The following is a 19,948-nucleotide window of genomic DNA, read 5'->3' on the forward strand; positions in this document are numbered from 1 at the left end:
CAAAAACGCCCATTTACAGCCAAAAGCGCGACATTTCCAGCCCAAAAAAAGGGACAGGCCTGAGCCTGTCCCTTTTTCTTGCGCCGCCCAGGCCAAAGGTCCGGGGCGGCACGTCCTGCGCTAGCAGATGCGACTTACTTGCTGGCTGCTGGCGCCGATGCTGCTGGTGCCGGGGTCGAAGCAGCCGGTGCCGAAGCTGCCGGCGCGCTGGCGGCTTTGACTGTCTTGGCTTTCTTGTGATGCACTTTCTTGGCCGGTGCGCTGGCTGCTGGCGCCGACGCGGCTGGTGCCGGGGTCGATGCGGCGACGGTTGCGGAGGCCGAGGCGGCTGGAGCTTGAGCGAATGCGGCGCCTGCGAACAGGGTGGCGATCAGGGTAGCGATTACTTTTTTCATGATGTATTTCCTTTTAAATTGGTTTATATAGTTTAGTTAATTACTTGGCTGCTGCGACTTTGGTGTCGGCTTTGATTTCTGCTTTGGTTTCTACTTTCGCATCGGCGACTGGCGCTGCGACTTTGGATTCTTTTGCCTTGTGATGGCCTTTGGCTTTCGCGGTCTTCGCGTCAACTTTGGCGTCGGCCTTTACTTCCGGCTTGGCTTCGGTTTTGACTTCTGCGGTTTTCACTTCAACGCTTTTGACTTCAGTCTTCGCTTCGGTTTTTACCACGGCCGGCTTGGCGGCTGGCGCGGTGGCGGCGGCGACTGGCGCTTGTGCAAATGCTGCGGTAGCGAACAGGCCGGCGATCAGGGAAGCGATAATTTTGGTCATGATGAATTTCCTTTTTCTGGGTTTCGGCATCGGGACTATCCCGTGTCGCATGAGCAAAAAACGGCGCAGCGACCCGATCAGTTGACGCCCATTACAACCTCTTACCGACTCTTACACTCGCTTACAACTGACCGCGCGGCCGGCGCAGTTGAAATAAAAAATGCCGCCCAGTGTGAACTGGGCGGCATTCTGGCCGAAGCCATGCTGCGTGCTGCGATGACAGCGAATTACTTGCTGGCTGCTAGCGCCGATGCTGCTGGTGCCGGAGTCGAAGCCGCCGGTGCCGAAGCTGCCGGTGCGCTGGCGGCTTTGACTGTCTTGGACTTCTTGTGATGCACTTTCTTGGCCGGTGCGCTGGCTGCTGGCGCCGATGCGGCTGGAGCCGGGGTCGATGCGGCGACGGTTGCGGAGGCCGAAGCGGCTGGAGCTTGGGCGAATGCGGCGCCTGCGAACAGGGTGGCGATCAGGGTGGCGATTACTTTTTTCATGATGCGGTTCCTTTAAATTGGTTTATATAGTTTAGTTAATTACTTGGCTGCTGCGACTTTGGTGTCGGCTTTGATTTCTGCTTTGACGTCTACTTGCGCATCGGCGACAGGCGCTGCGACTTTGGATTCTTTTGCCTTGTGATGGCCTTTGGTTTTCGCGGTCTTCGCGTCAACTTTGGCGTCGGCTTTGGCTTCGGCCTTTACTTCCGGCTTGGCTTCGGTTTTGACTTCTGCGGTTTTCACTTCAACGCTTTTGACTTCAGTCTTCGCTTCGGTTTTTACCACGGCCGGCTTGGCGGCTGGCGCGGTGGCGGCGGCGACTGGCGCTTGTGCGAATGCTGCGGTAGCGAACAGGCCGGCGATCAGGGAAGCGATAATTTTGGTCATGATGTATTTCCTTTTTCTGGGTTTCGGCATCGGGACTATCCCGTGTCGCATGAGCAAAAAACGGCGCAGCGCCCCGATCAGTTGACGCCCATTACAACCTCTTACCGACTCTTACACTCGCTTACAACTCGCCGCCAACACCCTCAACGCGGCTTCCCGTCATCCTTCAGCGCCGCCGATGCCGTCCGAACTACCGGTGGTGATGGTGACTTTCATGGTTCTCCTTTATGCGGGCAAGTACAGTAAGATAGCCCGCTTCTGCACCGAATCACACATCACGGAGTAAATATGCGTCTTCCTGCCCTCGCAATCGCCGCCGGTCTCGGCCTGGCTTCCCTCCACGCCGCCGCCCAGCAGGCGCCGCTGGTGACGGAAGCGCCGCTGCGCGCCCACCTGTCCTTCCTGGCCGACGACCTGTTCGAGGGCCGCGGCACCGGCCAGCGCGGCGGCGACCTCGCGGTGCGCTACCTGGAAACCCAGGCCGCCATCATCGGCCTCAAGCCGCTGGCCGGCGGCGGCTACCGCATGCCGGTCAAGATCGAGGGCACCAAGCTGCTGGCCAACAGCGTGGTGCGATTCGACGCCAACGGCAAAAGCATCACGCCGCAAAACGGCAGCGAAATCGTGTTCGGCACCGCCGGCGGCAAGGCCGACGTCACCATCGACGCGCCGCTGGTGTTCGTCGGCTACGGCGCCATCGCGCCGGAAGAAAAATGGGACGACTACAAGGGCGTCGACATGAAGGGCAAGATCCTGGTCATGATGGTCAACGATCCGCAGCCCACCGCCGCCGAACCGAACCGCTTCGCCGGCAAGGCCTACACCTACTACGGCCGCTGGCTGTACAAGTACGAGGAAGCGGTGCGCCAGGGCGCGGCCGGGGTGCTGCTGATCCACACCACGCCGTCCGCCTCCTATCCATGGAGCGTGCCGGCCAACGGCTTCGGTCACGAGCGCTTCCACCTGGCCGGCGCCGGCAATCCGGTCGAGGGCTGGCTGCAGGAGGACACCGCGCGCGCGCTGTTCGCCGCCGCCGGCTTCGAGCTGGACGCGCTGCGGGCCCAGGCCGAGACCCGCGAGTTCCGTCCGGTCGACCTGAAGACCAGCGTGCACGCCGAAGTCCACAGCGCGATCCGCCAGATCGAGCAGTTCAACGTGGCCGGCATCGTGCCCGGCAGCGACGCCAGGCTGAAGGCGCAGGCGGTGGTCTATTCGGCCCACTGGGACCACCTGGGCATGGACGAAGGCGTGCGCCGCGACGACCGCGGCGACCATACCTGGAACGGCGCCATCGACAACGCCTCCGGCGCCGCCGCGCTGCTGGCGATGGCGGCCGAAGCGGTCAAGCATCCGGCCAGGCGCACCCAGGTCTTCCTGTGGCCGGCCGCCGAGGAGCAAGGCCTGCTGGGCAGCGCCGCCTACGTGCAGAACCCGGCCTGGCCGCTGGCGCAGACCACGGCCGACCTCAATCTGGACAGCATGAACTTCGTCGGCCTGACGCGCGACATCGGCGTCGCCGGCGCCGAGCGCAGCAGCCTGTACGAGGCGGCCGGCGCGGTGGCGCGCAAGATGGGGCTGAAGCTGGCGCCGGCCATCCCCGACCTGTCCGGCGCCTACTTCCGCGCCGACCACTTCAACTTCGCCAAGGCCGGCGTGCCGGCGTTTAACGTCGGCTCGGCGGTGTTCTCCGGCGACGGCCACTTCGAGTTCGTCAAGGATCCGGCGCCGTCGGCCGCGCGCCTGGTCGCCTTCAAGAAGGACTACCACCAGGTCAGCGACGAATACCACGCCGACTGGGATTTGTCGGGCATGGTGCAGCAGGCGCAGTTCACGCTCAACCTCGGCTACGCGGTCGGCAACGCGCCGGCCATGCAAAGCTGGAAGGCCGGCGACGCCTTCGGCAAGGTCAAGCGCTAGGGCTAAGGCTAAGGCGCGGGACGGCGCTGCGGCGCCGTCCAAAACAGGGTAGGATGGCCGCTCCCCCGAACCATCGCACAAGGAGCACCATGGAAACCAACAGCCACTGGATCGATATCGCCACCGCCGACGGCGGTTTCGGCGCCTATGTCGCGCTGCCGCGCGGCGGCAGCGGGCCGGGCATCGTGCTGCTGCAGGAGATCTTCGGCGTCAACCAGCACATCCGCAACGTCGCCGACCAGTACGCGGCCGACGGCTACGTGGTGATCGCGCCGGACCTGTTCTGGCGCCACGGCGCGCGCATCGAGCTGGGCTACGACGACGCCGGCTGGAAGCGCGCCGTCGAACTGATGAACGCCACCGACGCCGCGCTGGCGCAGTCCGACATCGCCGCCACCGTCAAGGCGCTGCGCGCGACCGCCGGCGTGGCGGACAAGATCGCCGCCATCGGCTACTGCTTCGGCGGCCGCCTGGCCTACCACACGGCCGCCAACGGCCTGGTGGACGCGGCGGTGTGCTACTACGGCGGCGGCATCCACAACGCTTTGGAGCGCGCCGGCCAGATCGCGGTGCCGATGCTGATGCACTTCGGCGGCGCCGACAGCCACATCCCGCCGGCCGCCGTGCAAAGCATCGCCGAGCGCTTCGAGGACAACGAGCAGGTCGAGATCCACATCTACCCGGGCGCCGAGCACGGCTTCAATTGCAACCACCGCTCGTCCTACCACCAGCGCGCCGCCGCCCAGGCGCACGGCAACACGCTGCTGTTCATCGGCGAGCAGCTGTAATGGCCCGCCTGACGCTGGTCTTCCCGGAAGACCAATACTATTTTTCCACCCAGCTGACGGTGCGGGTGACCGACATCAACGGCGCCAACCACCTGGGCAACGACTCGATGATCTCGATGATCTCCGAGGCGCGCGCCCGCTTCCTGTACGACTTCGGCGTGCAGGAAACCGGCAGCGACGGCGTCGGCATCATCGTCACCGACCTGGCCACCACCTACCGGGCCGAAGCCCACGCGCGCGACCAGCTGCTGTTCGAGATCGGCGTGATGGACTTCAACGCCTACGGCGGCGACATCACCTTCCGCATCAGCCGCCCCAAGGACGGCAAGCTGGTGGCGATGGCCAAGTCCGGCTTCGTCTTCTTCAACTACAAGACCGGCCAGGTGACGCCGATGGCGCCGGAGTTCCTGGCCAAGTTCCCCAAGGTTAACCGCCTCGACTGAGGCCCGGCCTCGGCTCAGCGCTTGGCCACCTTCGGCACGATGACCTTGTTGAACCAGTCGTCCAGCATCTGCTTTTCATAGCGCAGCGTGTCGCCGTCGTTGTAGCGGCTGATGCCCTGCATGTAGTTCATGTTCGACAGCTGCTCGTCGCCGCTGCGCAGCGTCTTGCCGTCCTGCTCCAGCGTGTAGCGCAGGTGCACCCGCGGCCAGTCGGCGCCGCCGTTCAGCACGCGGATATCCTCGCCGCCGCTGCGGCGCGGCCACATGCGGCCCGCCAGGTCGATATCGAGCACTTCGATCTTCAGGTTCTGGCCGGCCGGCAGCTTCTTGTCCAGGGTGGCGAAATAATCGCTGAAATCCTTCAGCACGCGTTCGCGGTCGACGGCGTTGCGCGGCACGTCGGCGAAATCGTCCGGCTTGACGTAGCTGACGCTGACGTCGGCCCAGGCGGCGCTGGCCAGCAGCGCCAGGGCGGCCGCCAGCAGGGTACGGGTAAGTCCTCGCATTTGCTGCTCCTTCACGGTTGATGCATCCAATATAGCCCGTTTCGCCGGCGCCGGCCCGCGTTGAATTGCTTTGTTACCGAACTTACTTTACCCGACGTTTTGCCCCATGTCACGCCCCTGTCATATCAAATCACTACTATTGCGCCCGTCGAGGTGAAGCCACCGCCTCGCATGATGCCGCGCCCGGCGCCGCACATGGAATGGCCACTATTACAACAGGATTTTTCCCATGACCGAGTCACTCGATCTGTCCCGCCGCAGCATCCTCAAATTCTTGTCCAGCGCGCCGCTGCTGCCGCTGGCCGGCGGCAGCGCCACCGCCGCCCTGCTGGCCGCCTGCGGTGGCGGCGACACCGCCGCCGCCGCGCCGCAGCTGCTGTCCGTGACCTTCACCGGCATGGCGGCGCCATCGCTGAGCGACGCCGCCGCCATGGCCACCACCACCGTCGGTTCGACGCTGAACATGACCTACTCCGACGGCAAGACCCAGCCCTACTCGCTGGCCTACCAGACCTTCTTCATCACCGGCGCCAAAGTGTCCAACGGCAGCGGCGGCACCGTGCTGGCCGGCGGCTACTTCGACATCAACAACCAGCCCATCGTCGACAAGACCGACGCCGGCGGCCGCCAGTTCTTCTCCGACTGCCCGGACGGCACCTCGCTGCTCAAGCTGGCCGCGCCAACCGTGGCCGGCGTCAAGGGCAACACCGTGTTCGCCGTGGTGCAGTTCGAATACGCCACCCGCAACGTCAAGGGCGACTCGATGTACGGCATGCTGCCGTCGCCGATCGCCGTGCTGACCCTGGACCAGGACAAGACCACCGGCGCGCTGACCCTGGTGAAGTACCACAACGTCAACACCAGCCCGGTCAACGGCCTGTGGATCACCTGCGGCGCCAGCCGCTCGCCGTGGAACACCCACCTGTCGAGCGAAGAGTACGAGCCGGACGCGACCGTCATCGACAAGAACACCCAGTTCGCCGCCTTCAGCACCAATCTGTACGGCGACGCCGCCAAGGCCAACCCCTACCACTACGGCCACATGCCGGAGATCACCGTCAACCCGGACGGCACCGGCAGCATCAAGAAGCACTACTGCATGGGCCGCATCTCGCACGAGCTGGTGCAGGTGATGCCGGACGAGCGCACCGCGCTGATGGGCGACGACGCCACCAACGGCGGCCTGTTCATGTTCGTCGCCGACAAGGCGCAGGACCTGTCGAGCGGCACCCTGTACGTCGCCAAGTGGACCCAGAAAACCGCCGACAACGGCGGCTCGGCGACGCTGTCGTGGATCAAGCTGGGCAGCGCCACCAGCGCCGAGATCAAGGCCCTGGCCGACACCCTGAAGGCGGCCGACATCGTCAGCGTCAAGACCACCGATCCGGCCGACGCCAGCTACACCAAGATCCCGTTCAGCGGCAAGAGCAACTGGGTCAAGTTCGTGCCGGGCAAGGAAAAGGCCGCGGCCTTCCTGGAAACCCACCGCTACGCCGCGTTCAAGGGCGGCAGCCTGGGCTTCACCAAGATGGAAGGCACGACCGTCAACGCCAAGGACAAGATCGCCTACTCGGCCATGGCCTACATCAGCGGCGCCATGAAGGACGGCTCCGGCGGCATCTCGATCAAGGGCCCCAACGCCGGCGTCGTCTACGCGCTGAACCTGAAGGCCGGCCAGGTGGACGACAGCGGCGCCGCCATCAACAGCGAATGGGTGCCGGTCGACATGGCCGCCGTGCCGGCGCTGGTGGGCGAAGACCTGGCCAAGGCCGACGCGCTGGGCAACCTGGCCAATCCGGACAAGATCGCCAATCCGGACAACATCAAGTTCTCGGAAAAGCTGCGCACCTTGTTCATCGGCGAAGACAGCGGCCTGCACGTCAACAACTTCCTGTGGGCCTACAACGTCGACACCAAGGCGCTGACGCGCTTGCTGTCGACCCCGGCCGGCGCCGAGTCGACCGGCCTGCACGCGGTCGATGACATGAACGGCTTCGCCTACATCATGAGCAACTTCCAGCATCCGGGCGACTGGGACTCGACGCTGCACGCCAAAGTGCAGACCACGCTGGACCCGCTGATCCGCGCCAACTACCGCGACCGCTTCGGCGCCGCCGTCGGCTACCTGACCGGCCTGCCGACCCTGAGCTAAGCCGCCCCACCCAGTTACCCCAGCTGTCCCGGCCCGCAACGAGCGTCACGCTCCTTGCGGGCTTTTTTCATCCCCTCAACTACAAAGATCCCAAGCTGAGCTAAACTCTGGCAATCCCCCAAGAGCTAGACAAGCAATGCGCTTTGAACAAGACAAAGTGAATCAGATTTTCCAACTGAGGAAACTGATGCGCAATTGGTCCGGCTTTCGTCCGAAAGAAAATCATCGGGGTTTGATCATGGGTACAGCATCGTTGGCTGACACGGCGGGCATCTTCATCGTCGGCATGACACTCCAGATTGAACTACGCGTCGCTACCGTGGTCGGCGATTGTTTGATGACATTCTCCATTTTTCAACGAATGGGTTCTCATCGACAGCGGATTTATCAATAGAAGTCTGCCCGCGCGATAAGCTCAGCCACAACGGAGATCCCGCCATCTATGGCCCGCATGAACACCTGCCAAACGAGGAAGTTTACGCGGTCTCAGAGACAAGCGTAGACTGCGATAACTGGCAGGCTAGTTTTTCTTGGTTTTTATCGAGAACCAATATTGAATCTTTCGTTTTGGAGCAACCATGTTGACCTGCGAATGGGCACAGACGCTCACTAGATATGACTGCAAAACCGTGCGCGGAATTACCGGAAGTAACGGCCTGAGAATCGGAACGCCGTTTAGCCTCCCCGATGGCGCAGCAATTAATATCTATCTCATGGAGGCCGGCGAAAAACACATCCTGATCAGCGACAACGGCGACACCTTGGCACATCTGTCATCGCTGGGAATCGACCTTGCACATCATTCCAGGATGCGGGCATTGCGCGATGTGGTCAGTGGACATGGAATCACGCTCAGTGAAAATGGTGACTTTACTATGCTCGCCTTACAACAAAAGGCAGCATGGAGTTTTGCAAAAAGCATCACAGGATTATTGGCAGTGGCCCAGTGGGCGCGTGAACAACTAAAAGGCCATCCCGAAGTACATGATCTGGTGGCAGAAGCGGAACCCTATATCGTCGCTCGCAGCCCGGGGATTCTACTGCGTCGACACGTGCATGTGCGCGGTGCCTCCATGACCGATCATATATTCGACTTCCAGCAGGGTACGGAACTCATCGACATCATTTCTCCGAGCCCTCAAGCAACTGGAGGTGTCATGAGGAAGGTGGGCGATGTCGTGAACGGCCCTTTCGCCGATCAAGTATCGACACTCATTATTGTTGACGACCGCATTGACCCGCACAAAGCTCAAAGTGAGATGGCGATACTGTCATCCATTGTACGTACCCAGCCTTTTTCTGGCCTGATGATTCCCCTTCATTAACTCACGCTCATAATTCTCCAGACACCGTCTGGAGAATTCCTCCGTCCAACAGCCCAGCATCGCTTTGTTGCACACCCCGATAAAATAATTCTCACAGAGATAGCAATATTGCCAAAAACGAAGTATTGTTTCGGCTGCACATAGGCGTTACAGAAGACTAACGCTGCGCCGTCGCGGTCAACCGCGCCGTACAATCAGAGCGCCCGGAACGCCTCGGGAGTGTTGTGCAAAGCAACAGGAATTTTTGTTGCCTGTTGTTAAGAGCAGTGGGTAAGACTACAATCGAAAAAACTCTTTTAGCAGTGCCATTTAGCGGAACTCGCCCCTATGTCTTTTTTGTCTTCTGCCTCGCCTAAGCTAGCGCCTTGGAAAGTCCTGTTGGTCGACGACGAACCGGACATCCATGACATCACAAAACTGACGCTGAGCCGCTTCCGTCTCGACGGCCGCGCGCTGAGTTTCGTGCACGCCTACAGCGGCGCCGAAGCCAAGCAAGTGCTGGCGCGCGAAACCGACATCGCCCTGGTGTTCCTCGACGTGGTGATGGAAAAGGAAGACAGCGGCCTGGAAGTGGCGCGCTGGATGCGCGAAGACCTCGACAACCAGTTCACCCGCATCGTGCTGCGCACCGGCCAGCCCGGCCAGGCCCCCGAAGAGCGCGTGATCGTCAACTACGACATCAACGACTACAAGGAAAAGACCGAGCTCGACCGGACCAAGCTGTTCACCACCACCTTCGCCGCGCTGCGCGCCTACCGCGACATCATGAAGGTCGAGGAAGCCCGCCGCCAGCAGCTCAACTACCGCGAAGGCCTGGAGCGCGTGATCGCCGCCTCGGCCCACATCTTCCAGCAGCGCAACCTGAAAGACTTCGCCAACGGCCTGCTGCAGCAAGTGGTGGCGCTGCTGCGCCTGGAACACAGCATGCTGCTGCGCCTGCGCGGCGCCACCGCCATCAGCGGCGAGAACGACTACGAAATCCTGGCCCAGATCGGCGACGAGGACGGCAGCCTGCTGAGCCCCGACGTGCTGGCCCAGCTCGACGCCGCCAAGAGCAACAAGATCTCGCGCGTCGAAGGCGACACCTACATCGGCTACTTCCCCAACAACAGCGGCAAGGCGTCGCTGCTGGTGCTCAAGGGCGTCGAGGAAATCTCCGAGATCGACACCAAGCTGCTGGAAGTGTTCTGCTCCGGCGTCGCCATCGCCTTCGACAACATCCTGTTGACCCAGGAAATCACCGACACCCAGGCCGAGCTGATCCTGCGCCTGGGCGACGTGGTCGAGTCGCGCTCCAACGAGGCGGGCAACCACGTGCGCCGCATGTCGGAAGTGTGCTACCTGCTGGCCCAGGCTTCCGGCATGCCGGAAGACGAAACGGCCGTGCTGCGCCACGCCGCGCCGATGCACGACATCGGCAAGATCGCCACGCCGGACGCGGTGCTGCTCAAGCCGGGCAAGCTCGACGCGGCCGAGTGGGAAATCATGAAACAGCATCCGACCGTCGGCCTGTCCATCCTCGACGGCTCGCAGCGCCCGATCCTGAAGGCGGCCGCCGTGATCGCCCACCAGCACCACGAAAAATTCGACGGCAGCGGCTATCCGCAGGGCCTGATGGGCCACGACATCCACCTGTACGCGCGCATCGTCGCCGTGGCCGACGTGTTCGACGCGCTGATGCACAAGCGCTGCTACAAGGACGCCTGGCCGATCGACAAGGTGGTCGCGCACCTGCGCGAAGTGGCCGGCCATCACCTCGACCCGGTCTACGTCGACCTGCTGTGCCAGAACATCGACAAGGCGGTCGCCATCAACGAGCGCTTCCCGGACTAGTGGACCGTAACATAAGCATATACGCAATAGGTTGTTGTTAAACTTAATTCCTTGCCATTAAGATCGTGGTCCGGTCCAGACCACGCAAGGAAGCCACGATGCACCAGCCCGCCCGTCCGCACGCCCTCCCCCATTTGCCTTTGCGCCGCAGCGTGCTCGCCTGCGCGCTGCTGCTGGCCGCCTTGCCCGAGGGGCAGGCGCAGCAAGCCGGCGACGCCGCCATCGACCAGGTCACCGTGGTCGGCTCGCGCGCGCGCAACCGCACCGTGCACGACAGCGCCGTGCCGATCGACCGCTTCGGCCAGCGCGAGGTGGAGCACGCGCTGTCCGGCGGCGAACTGGGCGCGGCCTTGCAGAACCTGGCGCCGTCGATCAACTTCCCGCGCATCGAATCGAGCGGCGCCGCGGACTCGGTGCGCGGCATCCAGCTGCGCGGCCTGGCGCCGGACCAGGTGCTGGTGCTGATCAACGGCAAGCGCCGCCACACCAGCGCCGTGCTCGACACCGAGAGCAGCTTCGCCGGCACCGTGCCGGTCGACGTCAACGCCATCCCGCCCGGCGCCATCGACCACATTGAAATCCTGCGCGACGGCGCCGGCGCCCAGTACGGCAGCGACGCCGTGGCCGGCGTCATCAACATCGTGCTGAAGAACGCCCGCAGCGGCGGCTCGGCCGCGCTCGGCTATGGCGCCAACCACACCGACTTCAAGCCCACCAACGAGCGCAAGACCGACGGCCAGACCAGGACCGCCAGCGCCGACTACGGCGTACCGCTGGGCGACGCCGGCTTCCTGCGCTTCGGCTTCGACCGCCGCAGCCGCGCGCCGACCCAGCGCGCCGGCTTCAGCGACGCCGGCTGGACTTCGTGGAACGCCACCCCGGCCGACCTGGCGCTGGACGGCAAGGTGGTGTTCAAATCCGGCGACTCGCAGCAGAACAACAACTACCTGTTCTACAACGCGCTGCTGCCGCTGGCGAACGGGGTCGACGCCTATTCCTTCGCCACCGTCAACCAGCGCAAGTCCGACGGCAGCGCCTACTTCCGCTACCCGGGCGACCCGTCCAACGTACCGGCGCTGTACCCGGCCGGCTACCGGCCGGTGACCAGGGGCGACATGCGCGACACCAGCCTGGTGGCCGGCGCGCGCTTCGCCGGCGCCGGCTGGAACTGGGACCTGAGCGCCCGCCATGGCGGCAACCTGTTCCGCTACGACCTCGACCATTCGGCCAACGCCTCGCTGGGCGCGCAGAGCCCGACCAGCTTCCACCTGGCCGGCTTCGACTTCCGCCAGAACGCCTTGAACGCCGACCTGACGCGCGAGCTCGACCTGGGCCTGGGCGGCCCCGTCAACCTGGCGCTGGGCGCCGAGGCCATGCACGAGACCTACCGCAGCTCGCCGGGCGACGCCGCCTCCTACGCGGCCGGTCCCATCGCCGACGCGCCGCCGGGCGCGCAGGCCGGCCCCGGCTTGCGGCCGCAGGACGCCTTCGACGGCGGCCGGGCTATACGCTCGGTGTACGCCGACGTCGAAAGCGATGTCACCAGCCGCCTGCTGCTGGGCGCGGCCGCCCGCTACTCGGACTACAGCGATTTCGGCAGCGCCAGCACCGGCAAGCTGTCCGCGCGCTACAAGCTGAGCGAGTCCTTCCTGCTGCGCGGCTCCCTGTCCAACAGCTTCCGCGCGCCGGCGCTGGTGCAGACCGGCTTCCGCTTCTCCACGCTCAACTTCAACAGCGACGGCAGCGGCCTGCAGACCGCCTCGCTGCTGCCGGCCAGCGACCCGCTGGCGCGCAGCTTCGGCGCCGAGGCGCTGAAGCCGGAGAAATCGACCAACCTGTCGCTCGGCCTGGCATGGCGGCCGCAGCGCAACACCAGCGTCACCCTGGACGCCTACCGCATCAAGCTCCGCGACCGCATCACCCGCACCAGCGACCTGCAAAGCGACGCCGCCACCGCCTATCTGGCCGGCATCGGCCGCGGCGACATCCAGTCGGTGGCCTACCTGGCCAACCTGCTCGACACCAGCACCACCGGCCTGGACGCGGTGCTGAACCACGACCTGACTTTCGCCGGCGGCAAGCTGGACCTGAACGCCGCGCTCAACCTGAACCGGACCCGCCTCGACCGCGTGCGACAGAGCTCGGCCGCGCTGGCCACCATCGATCCGTCGCTGAGCTTGCTGACCGACACCAGCCTGTACCGCGTCCGCCACGCCTCGCCGACCAGCAAGCTGGTGCTGAGCGCCGACTGGCAGGCCGCGCGCTGGAGCCTGCTGGCGCGCGCCACCCGCTTCGGCGCGCTGAAGGATTTCTCGTACGACCAGGACGCGCCCATCGACGACGGCGTGCATGCGCAATCGTTCGGCGCGGTGTGGTCGGTCGACCTGGAGGCGCAGTTCAAGTTGAATCAACAACTGACGCTGGCGGTCGGCGGCGACAACCTGCTCGACCGCTACCCGGAGCGGGTGCGCCAGACCAACAACGCCACCTACGGCGGCGCGCTGCCGTACAACTTCATCAACCCGATCGGCGTCAACGGCGCATATTTCTACGGCCGCCTGCGCTACACTTTTTAACTTGAGGACTCCATGAAGCCGACCCGCATCTCCACCCTGTTCGCCGCCGCCTGCCTCAGCACCCTGATGGCCGTGCAAGCCCATGCAAGCAATGCCTTGGTGCTGCTGACCGACTTCGGCACCTCGGACGGCGCCGTCTCCGCCATGCACGGCGTGGCCTTCGGCGTCGACCCGAAACTGAACGTCTCCGACCTGACCCACAACATCCCCGACTACGACATCTGGCTGGGCGCCTACCGCCTGTACCAGACCGCCAACTACTGGCCGCAAGGCAGCGTGTTCGTCGCCGTGGTCGATCCGGGCGTGGGCACCGCCCGCAAGTCGGTGGTGTTGAAGACCAAGGAGGGCCGCTATTTCGTCGGCCCCGACAACGGCCTGTTCACCTTGATCGCCGAGCGCGACGGCGTGGCCGGGCTGCGCGAGATCGACGAGAAGGTCAACCGCCTGGCCGGCTCCGGCGAGTCCTACACCTTCCACGGCCGCGACGTCTACGCCTACGTCGGCGCGCGGCTGGCCTCGGGCGCGATCGGCTTCGAGCAGGTCGGCCCGCTGCTGCCGAGCGAGGCGGTGGTGAAGATCCCTTACCAGAAGGCGGTGCGCCAGGGCAAGGTGGTGCGCGGCATCATCCCTGTGCTGGACATCAAGTACGGCAACGTCTGGACCAATATCCCGAAAGCGCTGTTCGACGAACTGGGCATCGCCGTGCACGACCGCGTGCAGGTGCGCATCCTGCACAAGGGCAAGCAGGTGGACCAGGTGGTGGCGCCGTTCGAGCACAGCTTCGGCGGCGTCGCCCGGGGCAAGCCGCTGGTGTATTTGAACAGCCTGCTGGATGTGGCGCTCGCCGTCAGCCAGGGCAACTACGCCAAACAGCACCACATCGATTCCGGCGTCGACTGGGAAATCGAGATCAGCAAGGCCGCGAAGTAAGCGGCCCCGCCCCCCTTACTTGCGCTTGATCTTGGGGAAGCGCAGCTTGTAGTGCAGGCCCATGCCGGGCGCGCTCACCACCTTGACGGTGCCGCCCAGCGCGCCGGTCACCAGGTTGTACAGGATGTGCGCGCCCAGGCCGCTGCCGCCCGAGCCGCGCTTGGTGGTGAAGAAGGGATCGAACAGCTGCGCCAAGGTGCTGTTGTCCATGCCGGCGCCGTCGTCGCTGTAGTCGAACTCGACGAAATCGCCGTCGACCTTGCCGCTGATCTTGATCTTGCCGGACTGCCCCTCCTCGAAGCCGTGCACCAGCGAGTTGACCACCATATTGGTGACGATCTGCGACACCGCGCCGGGGAAGCTGGCCATGTTGATGTGCTCGTCGCAATCGATCTCGACGGCGATCGGCTTGCCCTTCAGCTTGGGCTGCAGCGACAGCAGCACCTCGTCCAGGTATTTGCGCAGGTTGAAGCTGCGGATATCGTCGGACGACTGGTCCACCGCCACCTGCTTGAAGCTGCGCACCAGCGCCGCCGCCCGCTGGGTGTTGGTGGTCATGATGCGCAGCGATTGCGAAATGATGTCGAAGAACTGGTTCAAGCCGTCCTCGTCCAGCGTGCCGGCCGCCATGTCCTCGCGCGTCAGCTTGAGCTCTTCCACCAGGTGGCTGGTGGCCGTCACGCAGATGCCCAGCGGCGTGTTGATCTCGTGCGCCACGCCGGCCACCAGCCGGCCCAGCGAAGCCAGCTTCTCCTGGCGCACCAGTTCGCCCTGCGCGTCCTTGAGCGAGGTCAGCGCGTTCTCCAGCGCCGCGTTCTGCTCCTCCAGCGCCTCCTTGGCGCGGCGGATCTCGCGGTCGGCCTGCATGCGCGCGATCGCCACCGCCACGTGGCTGGCCATGAAGGCCAGGATGTCGAGGTCGGCCTGGGTGTAGACCACCGTATCGTCGTAGCTCTGCACGATGATCACGCCGTAGGCGACGTCGCCCAGCAGCATCGGCGCGCCCATCCAGCTGGCGATGTCGGTATTGCCCAGCGGGTGCTCCATCTCGCCGCTGGCCACCAGCGCGCTGAAGCCGGCGCGGTCGAGCAGCATCGCCTGCTTGCGCTGCAGGATGTACGAGGACATGCCGACGCCGTAGTCGAAGCGCTTGACCGGCGCCTGCTCGTCCTTCTGGTCGACGAAGTACGGGATGCTGATTTCCTTGGTGTCCGGGTGGTACAGCGCCATCAGGAAATTCTGCGCCGGCACCAGCTCGCTGATGATCTGGTGCAGCCGCAGGTTCAGGCGGCTGCCGCCGGTGGCCGTGGCCGACAGGTTGGCCAGCTCGTACAGCGCGCGCTGGATGTTCTCGGCGCGGCGCCGCTCGGCCACCTCGTGCGCCAGCAGCGCGGTGCGCTCCTGCACCGCGCGTTCCAGCCGGTCCATGCTCTGCAAGCCTTGCAGCGCGCTCGACACATGGTTGGCGATCAGCGCGAACAGCGCCTGGTCTTCCTCGCTGAAAGTGTGTTCCCTGTCGTAGCTCTGGATCACGATGGCGCCCAGCGACTGGTGGTTCTGGTCCAGCAGCGGACAACCCATCCAGTGCTCGGCGATGGTGCCGATGCCGAAGCCGGCGTTCGCTTCGCGCCGCGACTGGTGCTCGGCCGCCGTCATCACCATCCGTTCGCGGGTGTTGATCACGGTCGCCGTCGGCGACTCGCCCTCGACCAGCTCGAACAGCGCGTCGCGGCTGGGCGGATCGTCCACCTCGTCGACGAAATACACGAAGCGCACCTGGTTGACCGGACCGTCGCGGTCGCTCAACGCCACGAAGAAGTTGGCGGCGTACATGATGCGGGCCAGCGCCGCATGCACGGCCTGCAGGAACTCGCTGATATCGGTGCAGCTGCTCGACTTCTGCCCGATTTCGAGCAGCATGGTTTGCACGGCTTCCAGGCGGGTGAGACGACTTTCCATCGATTTTCCTATGGTGAGGTAATGCGCATAGGAAATACTAGCAGGTCCGGCCCGCCCCGGCCACAGAAACCAAAACAGCCAGGGCGTCGCCGACGGCCTGGCTGTTCATCAGTGCGGCAAAGGCTTAAGCCTGCTTGCGCTGGCGGCGGCTCACCACCGCGCCGATCAGGCCCAGGCCGCCCAGCAGCAGGGCGTAGGTTTCCGGTTCCGGCACGGCCGACACGGTGACGCCGGACGAATACACGCCCGACGAGTTGGACATGGCGCTGCCGCTGATCAGCACGTAGTAGCTGCCGGCGCCCAGGATGGCCGAATCGAGCTGCCACTGGTCGGTGGCGCCGGTCGACAGCTGGGTGCCGCCCAGCAGCAGGCCGCCGGCGTTGTACAAGGCCAGGCCGCTGATGTCCAGGCCGTTCTTGGCGTTGCCGGTATGCGAGTAAACGTCGGCCGAAATGGTCGAGGCGCCGGTCAGGGTGAAGGTGTACTTGTCGGTAAAGGTATTGCCTTTATTGCCGCCGGTCACAAAGTGGCCGCCGAAGTCCGCACCGCCGCTCAGATCGAGCGGGGTGTCGGGATTGCTGATATCCGCCGCAAACGCCCCTTGCGACAGGAAGGCAGCGCCGGTCATCACGATGGCGCCCGCCAGGGCTTTGACTTTAATCATATCGAACTCCTAAAAAATGGGAGTCCAAAATGTAGCAGTCACATCATTTCCAACCGGCCGCGCACGATAGAATGTTACATCCTCTTACACGTTTATTTAACGAAATCTTAATTCCAGTAAAGAACAGGTGCCGCAGGAAACTACGGCTTGCGGTAGCCGTTTTCCATCCAGGCCGAGGCGCTGGCCACGCTCAGCTTGAAGGTCGGCGCCACCCGCACCCGCGCCAGCTCCTCGCCATACGGGTCGAACGCGCTCAGCGTGGCGTACGGGTCGTCCTCGTCGGGCACGATGTCGAGGCAGACCTTGACCTGGCCGTCCGCGCCGTTGACGAAGACGTTCTTGTGCAGCTGGGCATGCAGCTGCTGCTCGTGGCGGCGGATCACCTCGTTGGCGGTCTTGACCAGGGTGTTGAAGGCGTTGACGTCCAGCGGCTTGGGGTTCTTCTTGTCGCGGCCCATGGTCCACGGCCCCACCAGCGCCGGTTCCGGCTCGCCGTCCTTGATCATCGCCACCGCCCAGCCCTCGTCGTCATCGTTCTTGATGACGCGCGCGGTCCAGCCGTTCCCCTGCCATACGCGCGCCTCCTGGATCGGGGCGTCGTCGTCCTGCTGCTGTTCGGTATCGGGGTAGTCTGCGCTCATGCGGATGGCTCGTGGAGAAAGTTGGATGGGGGTGAAATGATAAGCGGCCAGCCCCGTAACAACAATAGCAAGTCGACCATCTTGCGCAAACTCGCCGGGCGCGGCCGGCTGTTTGTTTTTCGCACCAAACTGTCACATGCGCGCTGCCGCCGATTTAACTTTCTAGTCAGCAACTTGCTAGTCACTACGGGGCTAAGGCCGGTATTTTCCGCCCCGGACGGCTGCACCGATGTCACAAAGCGGTGTAAAAATTAACATAAACTGAGGAAACACTCTAAATTTACCAGTGCATTGCCAAGGAAATATTATTATTATCAATTTTGAATCACCAGTTTCCAGTAATTAATAAAAGCTCAAGCCCGGTGCAATCGTTCACCGGGCTCAAATAAGGAACGTTAAATGTCCAAGCTCAAAACCCTGCTGGCCCTCGGCCTGGCCGGCGCGGCGCTCAGCGCCAGCGCCGCCGTCACCTATAGCGCCACCGCCGGCCTCACCTCCGGCGTCGGCGGCGTCACCACCAACACCTTCGACGACGGCCTGCTGCCGGTCGGCTTCGCCACCTACGATCAACTCGGCGCGCTGATCCCGTCGCCGGGCAATCCCGGCTACGCGGCGCAGCCGCCGGGCGACCCCACCGCCTTCTTCTCGGTCGGCGTGAGCAACGGTCAGCCGTCGTCGTCCAGCGTGACCTTCGGCGGCATGGGCGTCAGCTATTTTGGTTACTACATGGGTTCGCCGGACAACTACAACATCGTCACCATGTACAGCGGCAATACGATGGTGTTGCAGATCAACGGCGACGACATGGCGACCGCCGCCAGCCTGATGGCCGACGGCAATCAGCAAGTCGGCTTCTACATGAACTTCTTTACCAACAGCGGCACCACGATCACCCAAGTCACATTCTCGGCCAACCAGAACGCCTTTGAATCGGACAACCATTCCTACATCGCGGCGGTTCCCGAACCCCGCACCTACGTGATGTTATTGACCGGCATCGGACTGCTGGGTTTTGCCAGCCGCCGGCGCCAAGATGCAGCCAACCCGCGTTTTTACTAACTTAGGTACGAAAAAATGAAAAATACACTTCCAAAACTCGCCGCCGCAGCGCTGCTGAGCATCTCCAGTCTGGCGTCGGCCGCAGCGGCCCCGCTGGCCACCTGCGCTGCGACCGATATCACCTTCGACCTGCCCGGCGTGGCGGTGACGGCCTGCTATGGCTACGTCGGAGGCAACCTGATCAACAACTCGCCGGCGGACATGCTCACGGTCAGCGGCATCCTGGCGGCGAACTTCTCGCTGCCGGGCCAGACCGGTGCGGCGATCGAGCACATCAACGTCAGCGCCGATCCCCTGACCAACGTCACGACCTACGACTTTGCGCAAATGCTGACCGGCGACGTCATCGTCGGCCTGCACTTCGGCAATGGTAGCGGCGGACCGGGCAACGGCACGGCGTTCTACGCGTTCAATGCCGGCAGCGGCGTGGACAAGTTCTACACCACGCTCCAGGCCAGCTCCAACGCCGGCCTGTACTCGGTCACAGCGGTGCCGGAACCGGAAACCTACGCCATGCTGCTGGCCGGCCTGGGCCTGGTGGGCGTCATCGCCCGCCGCCGCAAGGCACGGGCGTAATCACCCCGCCCAGCACCAAAGCCCGCGGCTAGCGGGCTTTTTTTACGTCTGGCGGTTGGCGCTCAGTCGACGGCGCTCAGCACGAGATGCACGGCCGCGGCGGCGGCATGATGGGTGGCCGCAAAGGCGTGACGCGCGGATCGATGGCCGGATCCGGCATGTGATAACTGAACGGCGTAATGATGATAGGCGGTATCGTCGGCGGCGCCGATGGCGGGCCTTTCGGTCCCCCGCCGGAAAGCTGCTGGACGCTACGTTGGCGCCGAGTCCGCTTGCACATCGAGGATATCGATTGACCCTCGCTGAATTCTAACCAAGCCATGTTCTAGCCCTCCCTGCAATAGGTAGATTATCAGTATAGGCGGGCATAACTTTAAATCAAGGAACTTTCCCCGTTCATCGCGCCGGACCAGCATTCCATCCCGCCAATTTGCCGGTCTGTCGCAATCCGCTGGCCGTTGCCGGGCGCGCTAGCTATAGTTCAACCATGCCAAACGGCACAAGAACTACGGAACCACCCAACCACCGAGGTCAGCCATGAAAATCACCGCTAAAAAATTGGTATTCGCCGCCTTTATCGTCCTGCTGGCCGCCTCCGCATGGCAGTCGGTCTTCGGTGACGGCATGCACGTCAACATCGACGGCGACGAGATCGACGGCCCCATCGGCTTCCTGCTCGGCACCCTGTTCGCCGGCGGCGGCCTGCTGATCGCCGCCGTGGCCATCACCTGCGCGGCCGTGTTCGTCGGCGTGCTGTTCGCCGGCCTCGGCATCCTGATGATCAGCGGCATGGTGCTGCTGGCGGTGGTGGTGGCGGCGGCGGTCTCGCCCCTGTTGCTGCCGCTGCTGATCCCGTTCGGCATCTACCTGATCTTCCGCTCGCGCTCCCGCAAACAGCAACAGCACGCCACGCTCGAACACGCAGTCTAAGCA

Annotated in this window: 20 protein-coding genes; 12 read left to right on the plus strand and 8 right to left on the minus strand. The window is 63.9% G+C overall.

From position 1 onward, the window contains the following. Positions 1 to 134: 134 nt before the first annotated feature. The 4 genes from AC1RMD_RS22270 to AC1RMD_RS22285 all read right to left on the minus strand — a co-directional run bounded on the left by AC1RMD_RS22270 (position 135) and on the right by AC1RMD_RS22285 (position 1,646). Positions 135 to 395: a hypothetical protein gene (locus tag AC1RMD_RS22270; RefSeq protein WP_492929481.1), complete on the minus strand. Its 261-nt coding sequence runs from the start codon at positions 393 to 395 to the stop codon at positions 135 to 137. A 40-nt stretch (positions 396 to 435) separates the two neighbouring features. Further along, complete coding sequence (locus tag AC1RMD_RS22275; protein WP_492929483.1) at positions 436 to 771, minus strand: hypothetical protein; 336 nt, start codon at positions 769 to 771, stop codon at positions 436 to 438. 227 nt (positions 772 to 998) lie between these two features. After that, positions 999 to 1,259, minus strand: coding sequence for a hypothetical protein (locus AC1RMD_RS22280; protein ID WP_492929484.1), 261 nt, complete (start codon positions 1,257 to 1,259; stop codon positions 999 to 1,001). A gap of 39 nt (positions 1,260 to 1,298) precedes the next feature. Then, positions 1,299 to 1,646 carry a hypothetical protein gene (locus tag AC1RMD_RS22285; protein WP_492929486.1) on the minus strand — a complete coding sequence of 116 codons (348 nt, stop codon included), beginning with the start codon at positions 1,644 to 1,646 and terminating at the stop codon, positions 1,299 to 1,301. Between the two features lie 288 nt (positions 1,647 to 1,934). On the opposite strand from AC1RMD_RS22285, the gene AC1RMD_RS22290 reads away from it, so the two are divergent. The 3 genes from AC1RMD_RS22290 to AC1RMD_RS22300 all read left to right on the plus strand — a co-directional run bounded on the left by AC1RMD_RS22290 (position 1,935) and on the right by AC1RMD_RS22300 (position 4,794). Next, the gene (locus tag AC1RMD_RS22290) at positions 1,935 to 3,563 is read left to right on the plus strand and encodes a M28 family peptidase (RefSeq protein ID WP_492929488.1); all 1,629 of its coding nucleotides are present in this window, start codon (positions 1,935 to 1,937) and stop codon (positions 3,561 to 3,563) included. A gap of 89 nt (positions 3,564 to 3,652) precedes the next feature. Beyond that, the gene (locus AC1RMD_RS22295; RefSeq protein WP_492929490.1) at positions 3,653 to 4,351 is read left to right on the plus strand and encodes a dienelactone hydrolase family protein; all 699 of its coding nucleotides are present in this window, start codon (positions 3,653 to 3,655) and stop codon (positions 4,349 to 4,351) included. Then, complete coding sequence (locus AC1RMD_RS22300) at positions 4,351 to 4,794, plus strand: thioesterase family protein (RefSeq protein WP_492929492.1); 444 nt, start codon at positions 4,351 to 4,353, stop codon at positions 4,792 to 4,794. The genes AC1RMD_RS22295 and AC1RMD_RS22300 overlap by 1 nt, the downstream gene beginning before the upstream one ends. A gap of 14 nt (positions 4,795 to 4,808) precedes the next feature. Here AC1RMD_RS22300 and AC1RMD_RS22305 read toward each other — a convergent pair whose 3' ends face one another. After that, entirely contained in the window at positions 4,809 to 5,300 is a 492-nt protein-coding gene (locus AC1RMD_RS22305) for a DUF3016 domain-containing protein (protein WP_492929494.1), read from the minus strand. A gap of 229 nt (positions 5,301 to 5,529) precedes the next feature. Here AC1RMD_RS22305 and AC1RMD_RS22310 point away from each other — a divergent pair, with 229 nt between their 5' ends. From AC1RMD_RS22310 to AC1RMD_RS22335, 6 genes are all read left to right on the plus strand, one after another. Continuing rightward, entirely contained in the window at positions 5,530 to 7,452 is a 1,923-nt protein-coding gene (locus AC1RMD_RS22310) for a PhoX family protein (protein ID WP_492929496.1), read from the plus strand. A 136-nt stretch (positions 7,453 to 7,588) separates the two neighbouring features. After that, positions 7,589 to 7,846, plus strand: a complete 258-nt coding sequence (locus tag AC1RMD_RS22315) for a hypothetical protein (protein ID WP_492929498.1) — start codon at positions 7,589 to 7,591, stop codon at positions 7,844 to 7,846. 184 nt (positions 7,847 to 8,030) lie between these two features. After that, positions 8,031 to 8,777 (plus strand): DUF1828 domain-containing protein, encoded by a 747-nt coding sequence (locus AC1RMD_RS22320; protein WP_492929500.1) that lies wholly within the window; start codon positions 8,031 to 8,033, stop codon positions 8,775 to 8,777. 327 nt (positions 8,778 to 9,104) lie between these two features. Then, positions 9,105 to 10,610 carry a DUF3369 domain-containing protein gene (locus AC1RMD_RS22325; protein WP_492929502.1) on the plus strand — a complete coding sequence of 502 codons (1,506 nt, stop codon included), beginning with the start codon at positions 9,105 to 9,107 and terminating at the stop codon, positions 10,608 to 10,610. Positions 10,611 to 10,708: 98 nt separating this feature from the next. After that, on the plus strand, positions 10,709 to 13,186 hold the full coding sequence (locus AC1RMD_RS22330; protein WP_492929504.1) for a TonB-dependent receptor plug domain-containing protein: 2,478 nt from the start codon (positions 10,709 to 10,711) through the stop codon (positions 13,184 to 13,186). Between the two features lie 12 nt (positions 13,187 to 13,198). Next, complete coding sequence (locus AC1RMD_RS22335; RefSeq protein ID WP_492929506.1) at positions 13,199 to 14,116, plus strand: SAM hydrolase/SAM-dependent halogenase family protein; 918 nt, start codon at positions 13,199 to 13,201, stop codon at positions 14,114 to 14,116. A gap of 15 nt (positions 14,117 to 14,131) precedes the next feature. On the opposite strand, the gene AC1RMD_RS22340 is transcribed toward AC1RMD_RS22335, so the two are convergent. From AC1RMD_RS22340 to AC1RMD_RS22350, 3 genes are all read right to left on the minus strand, one after another. Beyond that, positions 14,132 to 16,075 carry a GAF domain-containing sensor histidine kinase gene (locus AC1RMD_RS22340; protein WP_492929508.1) on the minus strand — a complete coding sequence of 648 codons (1,944 nt, stop codon included), beginning with the start codon at positions 16,073 to 16,075 and terminating at the stop codon, positions 14,132 to 14,134. 124 nt (positions 16,076 to 16,199) lie between these two features. Then, positions 16,200 to 16,739, minus strand: a complete 540-nt coding sequence (locus tag AC1RMD_RS22345) for an FxDxF family PEP-CTERM protein (protein WP_492929510.1) — start codon at positions 16,737 to 16,739, stop codon at positions 16,200 to 16,202. Positions 16,740 to 16,879: 140 nt separating this feature from the next. Next, complete coding sequence (locus AC1RMD_RS22350; RefSeq protein WP_492929512.1) at positions 16,880 to 17,380, minus strand: hypothetical protein; 501 nt, start codon at positions 17,378 to 17,380, stop codon at positions 16,880 to 16,882. A 399-nt stretch (positions 17,381 to 17,779) separates the two neighbouring features. Between AC1RMD_RS22350 and AC1RMD_RS22355 the strand changes: the two genes are divergently transcribed. The 3 genes from AC1RMD_RS22355 (at position 17,780) to AC1RMD_RS22365 (ending at position 19,945) form a co-directional block, all read left to right on the plus strand. Then, positions 17,780 to 18,439 carry an Npun_F0296 family exosortase-dependent surface protein gene (locus AC1RMD_RS22355; protein WP_492929514.1) on the plus strand — a complete coding sequence of 220 codons (660 nt, stop codon included), beginning with the start codon at positions 17,780 to 17,782 and terminating at the stop codon, positions 18,437 to 18,439. A 15-nt stretch (positions 18,440 to 18,454) separates the two neighbouring features. Then, positions 18,455 to 19,015, plus strand: a complete 561-nt coding sequence (locus tag AC1RMD_RS22360) for a PEP-CTERM sorting domain-containing protein (RefSeq protein ID WP_492929516.1) — start codon at positions 18,455 to 18,457, stop codon at positions 19,013 to 19,015. 537 nt (positions 19,016 to 19,552) lie between these two features. Next, positions 19,553 to 19,945 carry a hypothetical protein gene (locus tag AC1RMD_RS22365; protein ID WP_492929518.1) on the plus strand — a complete coding sequence of 131 codons (393 nt, stop codon included), beginning with the start codon at positions 19,553 to 19,555 and terminating at the stop codon, positions 19,943 to 19,945. Positions 19,946 to 19,948: the final 3 nt, after the last annotated feature.

This window comes from Duganella sp. GW822-FHT06D06, assembly GCF_058799615.1.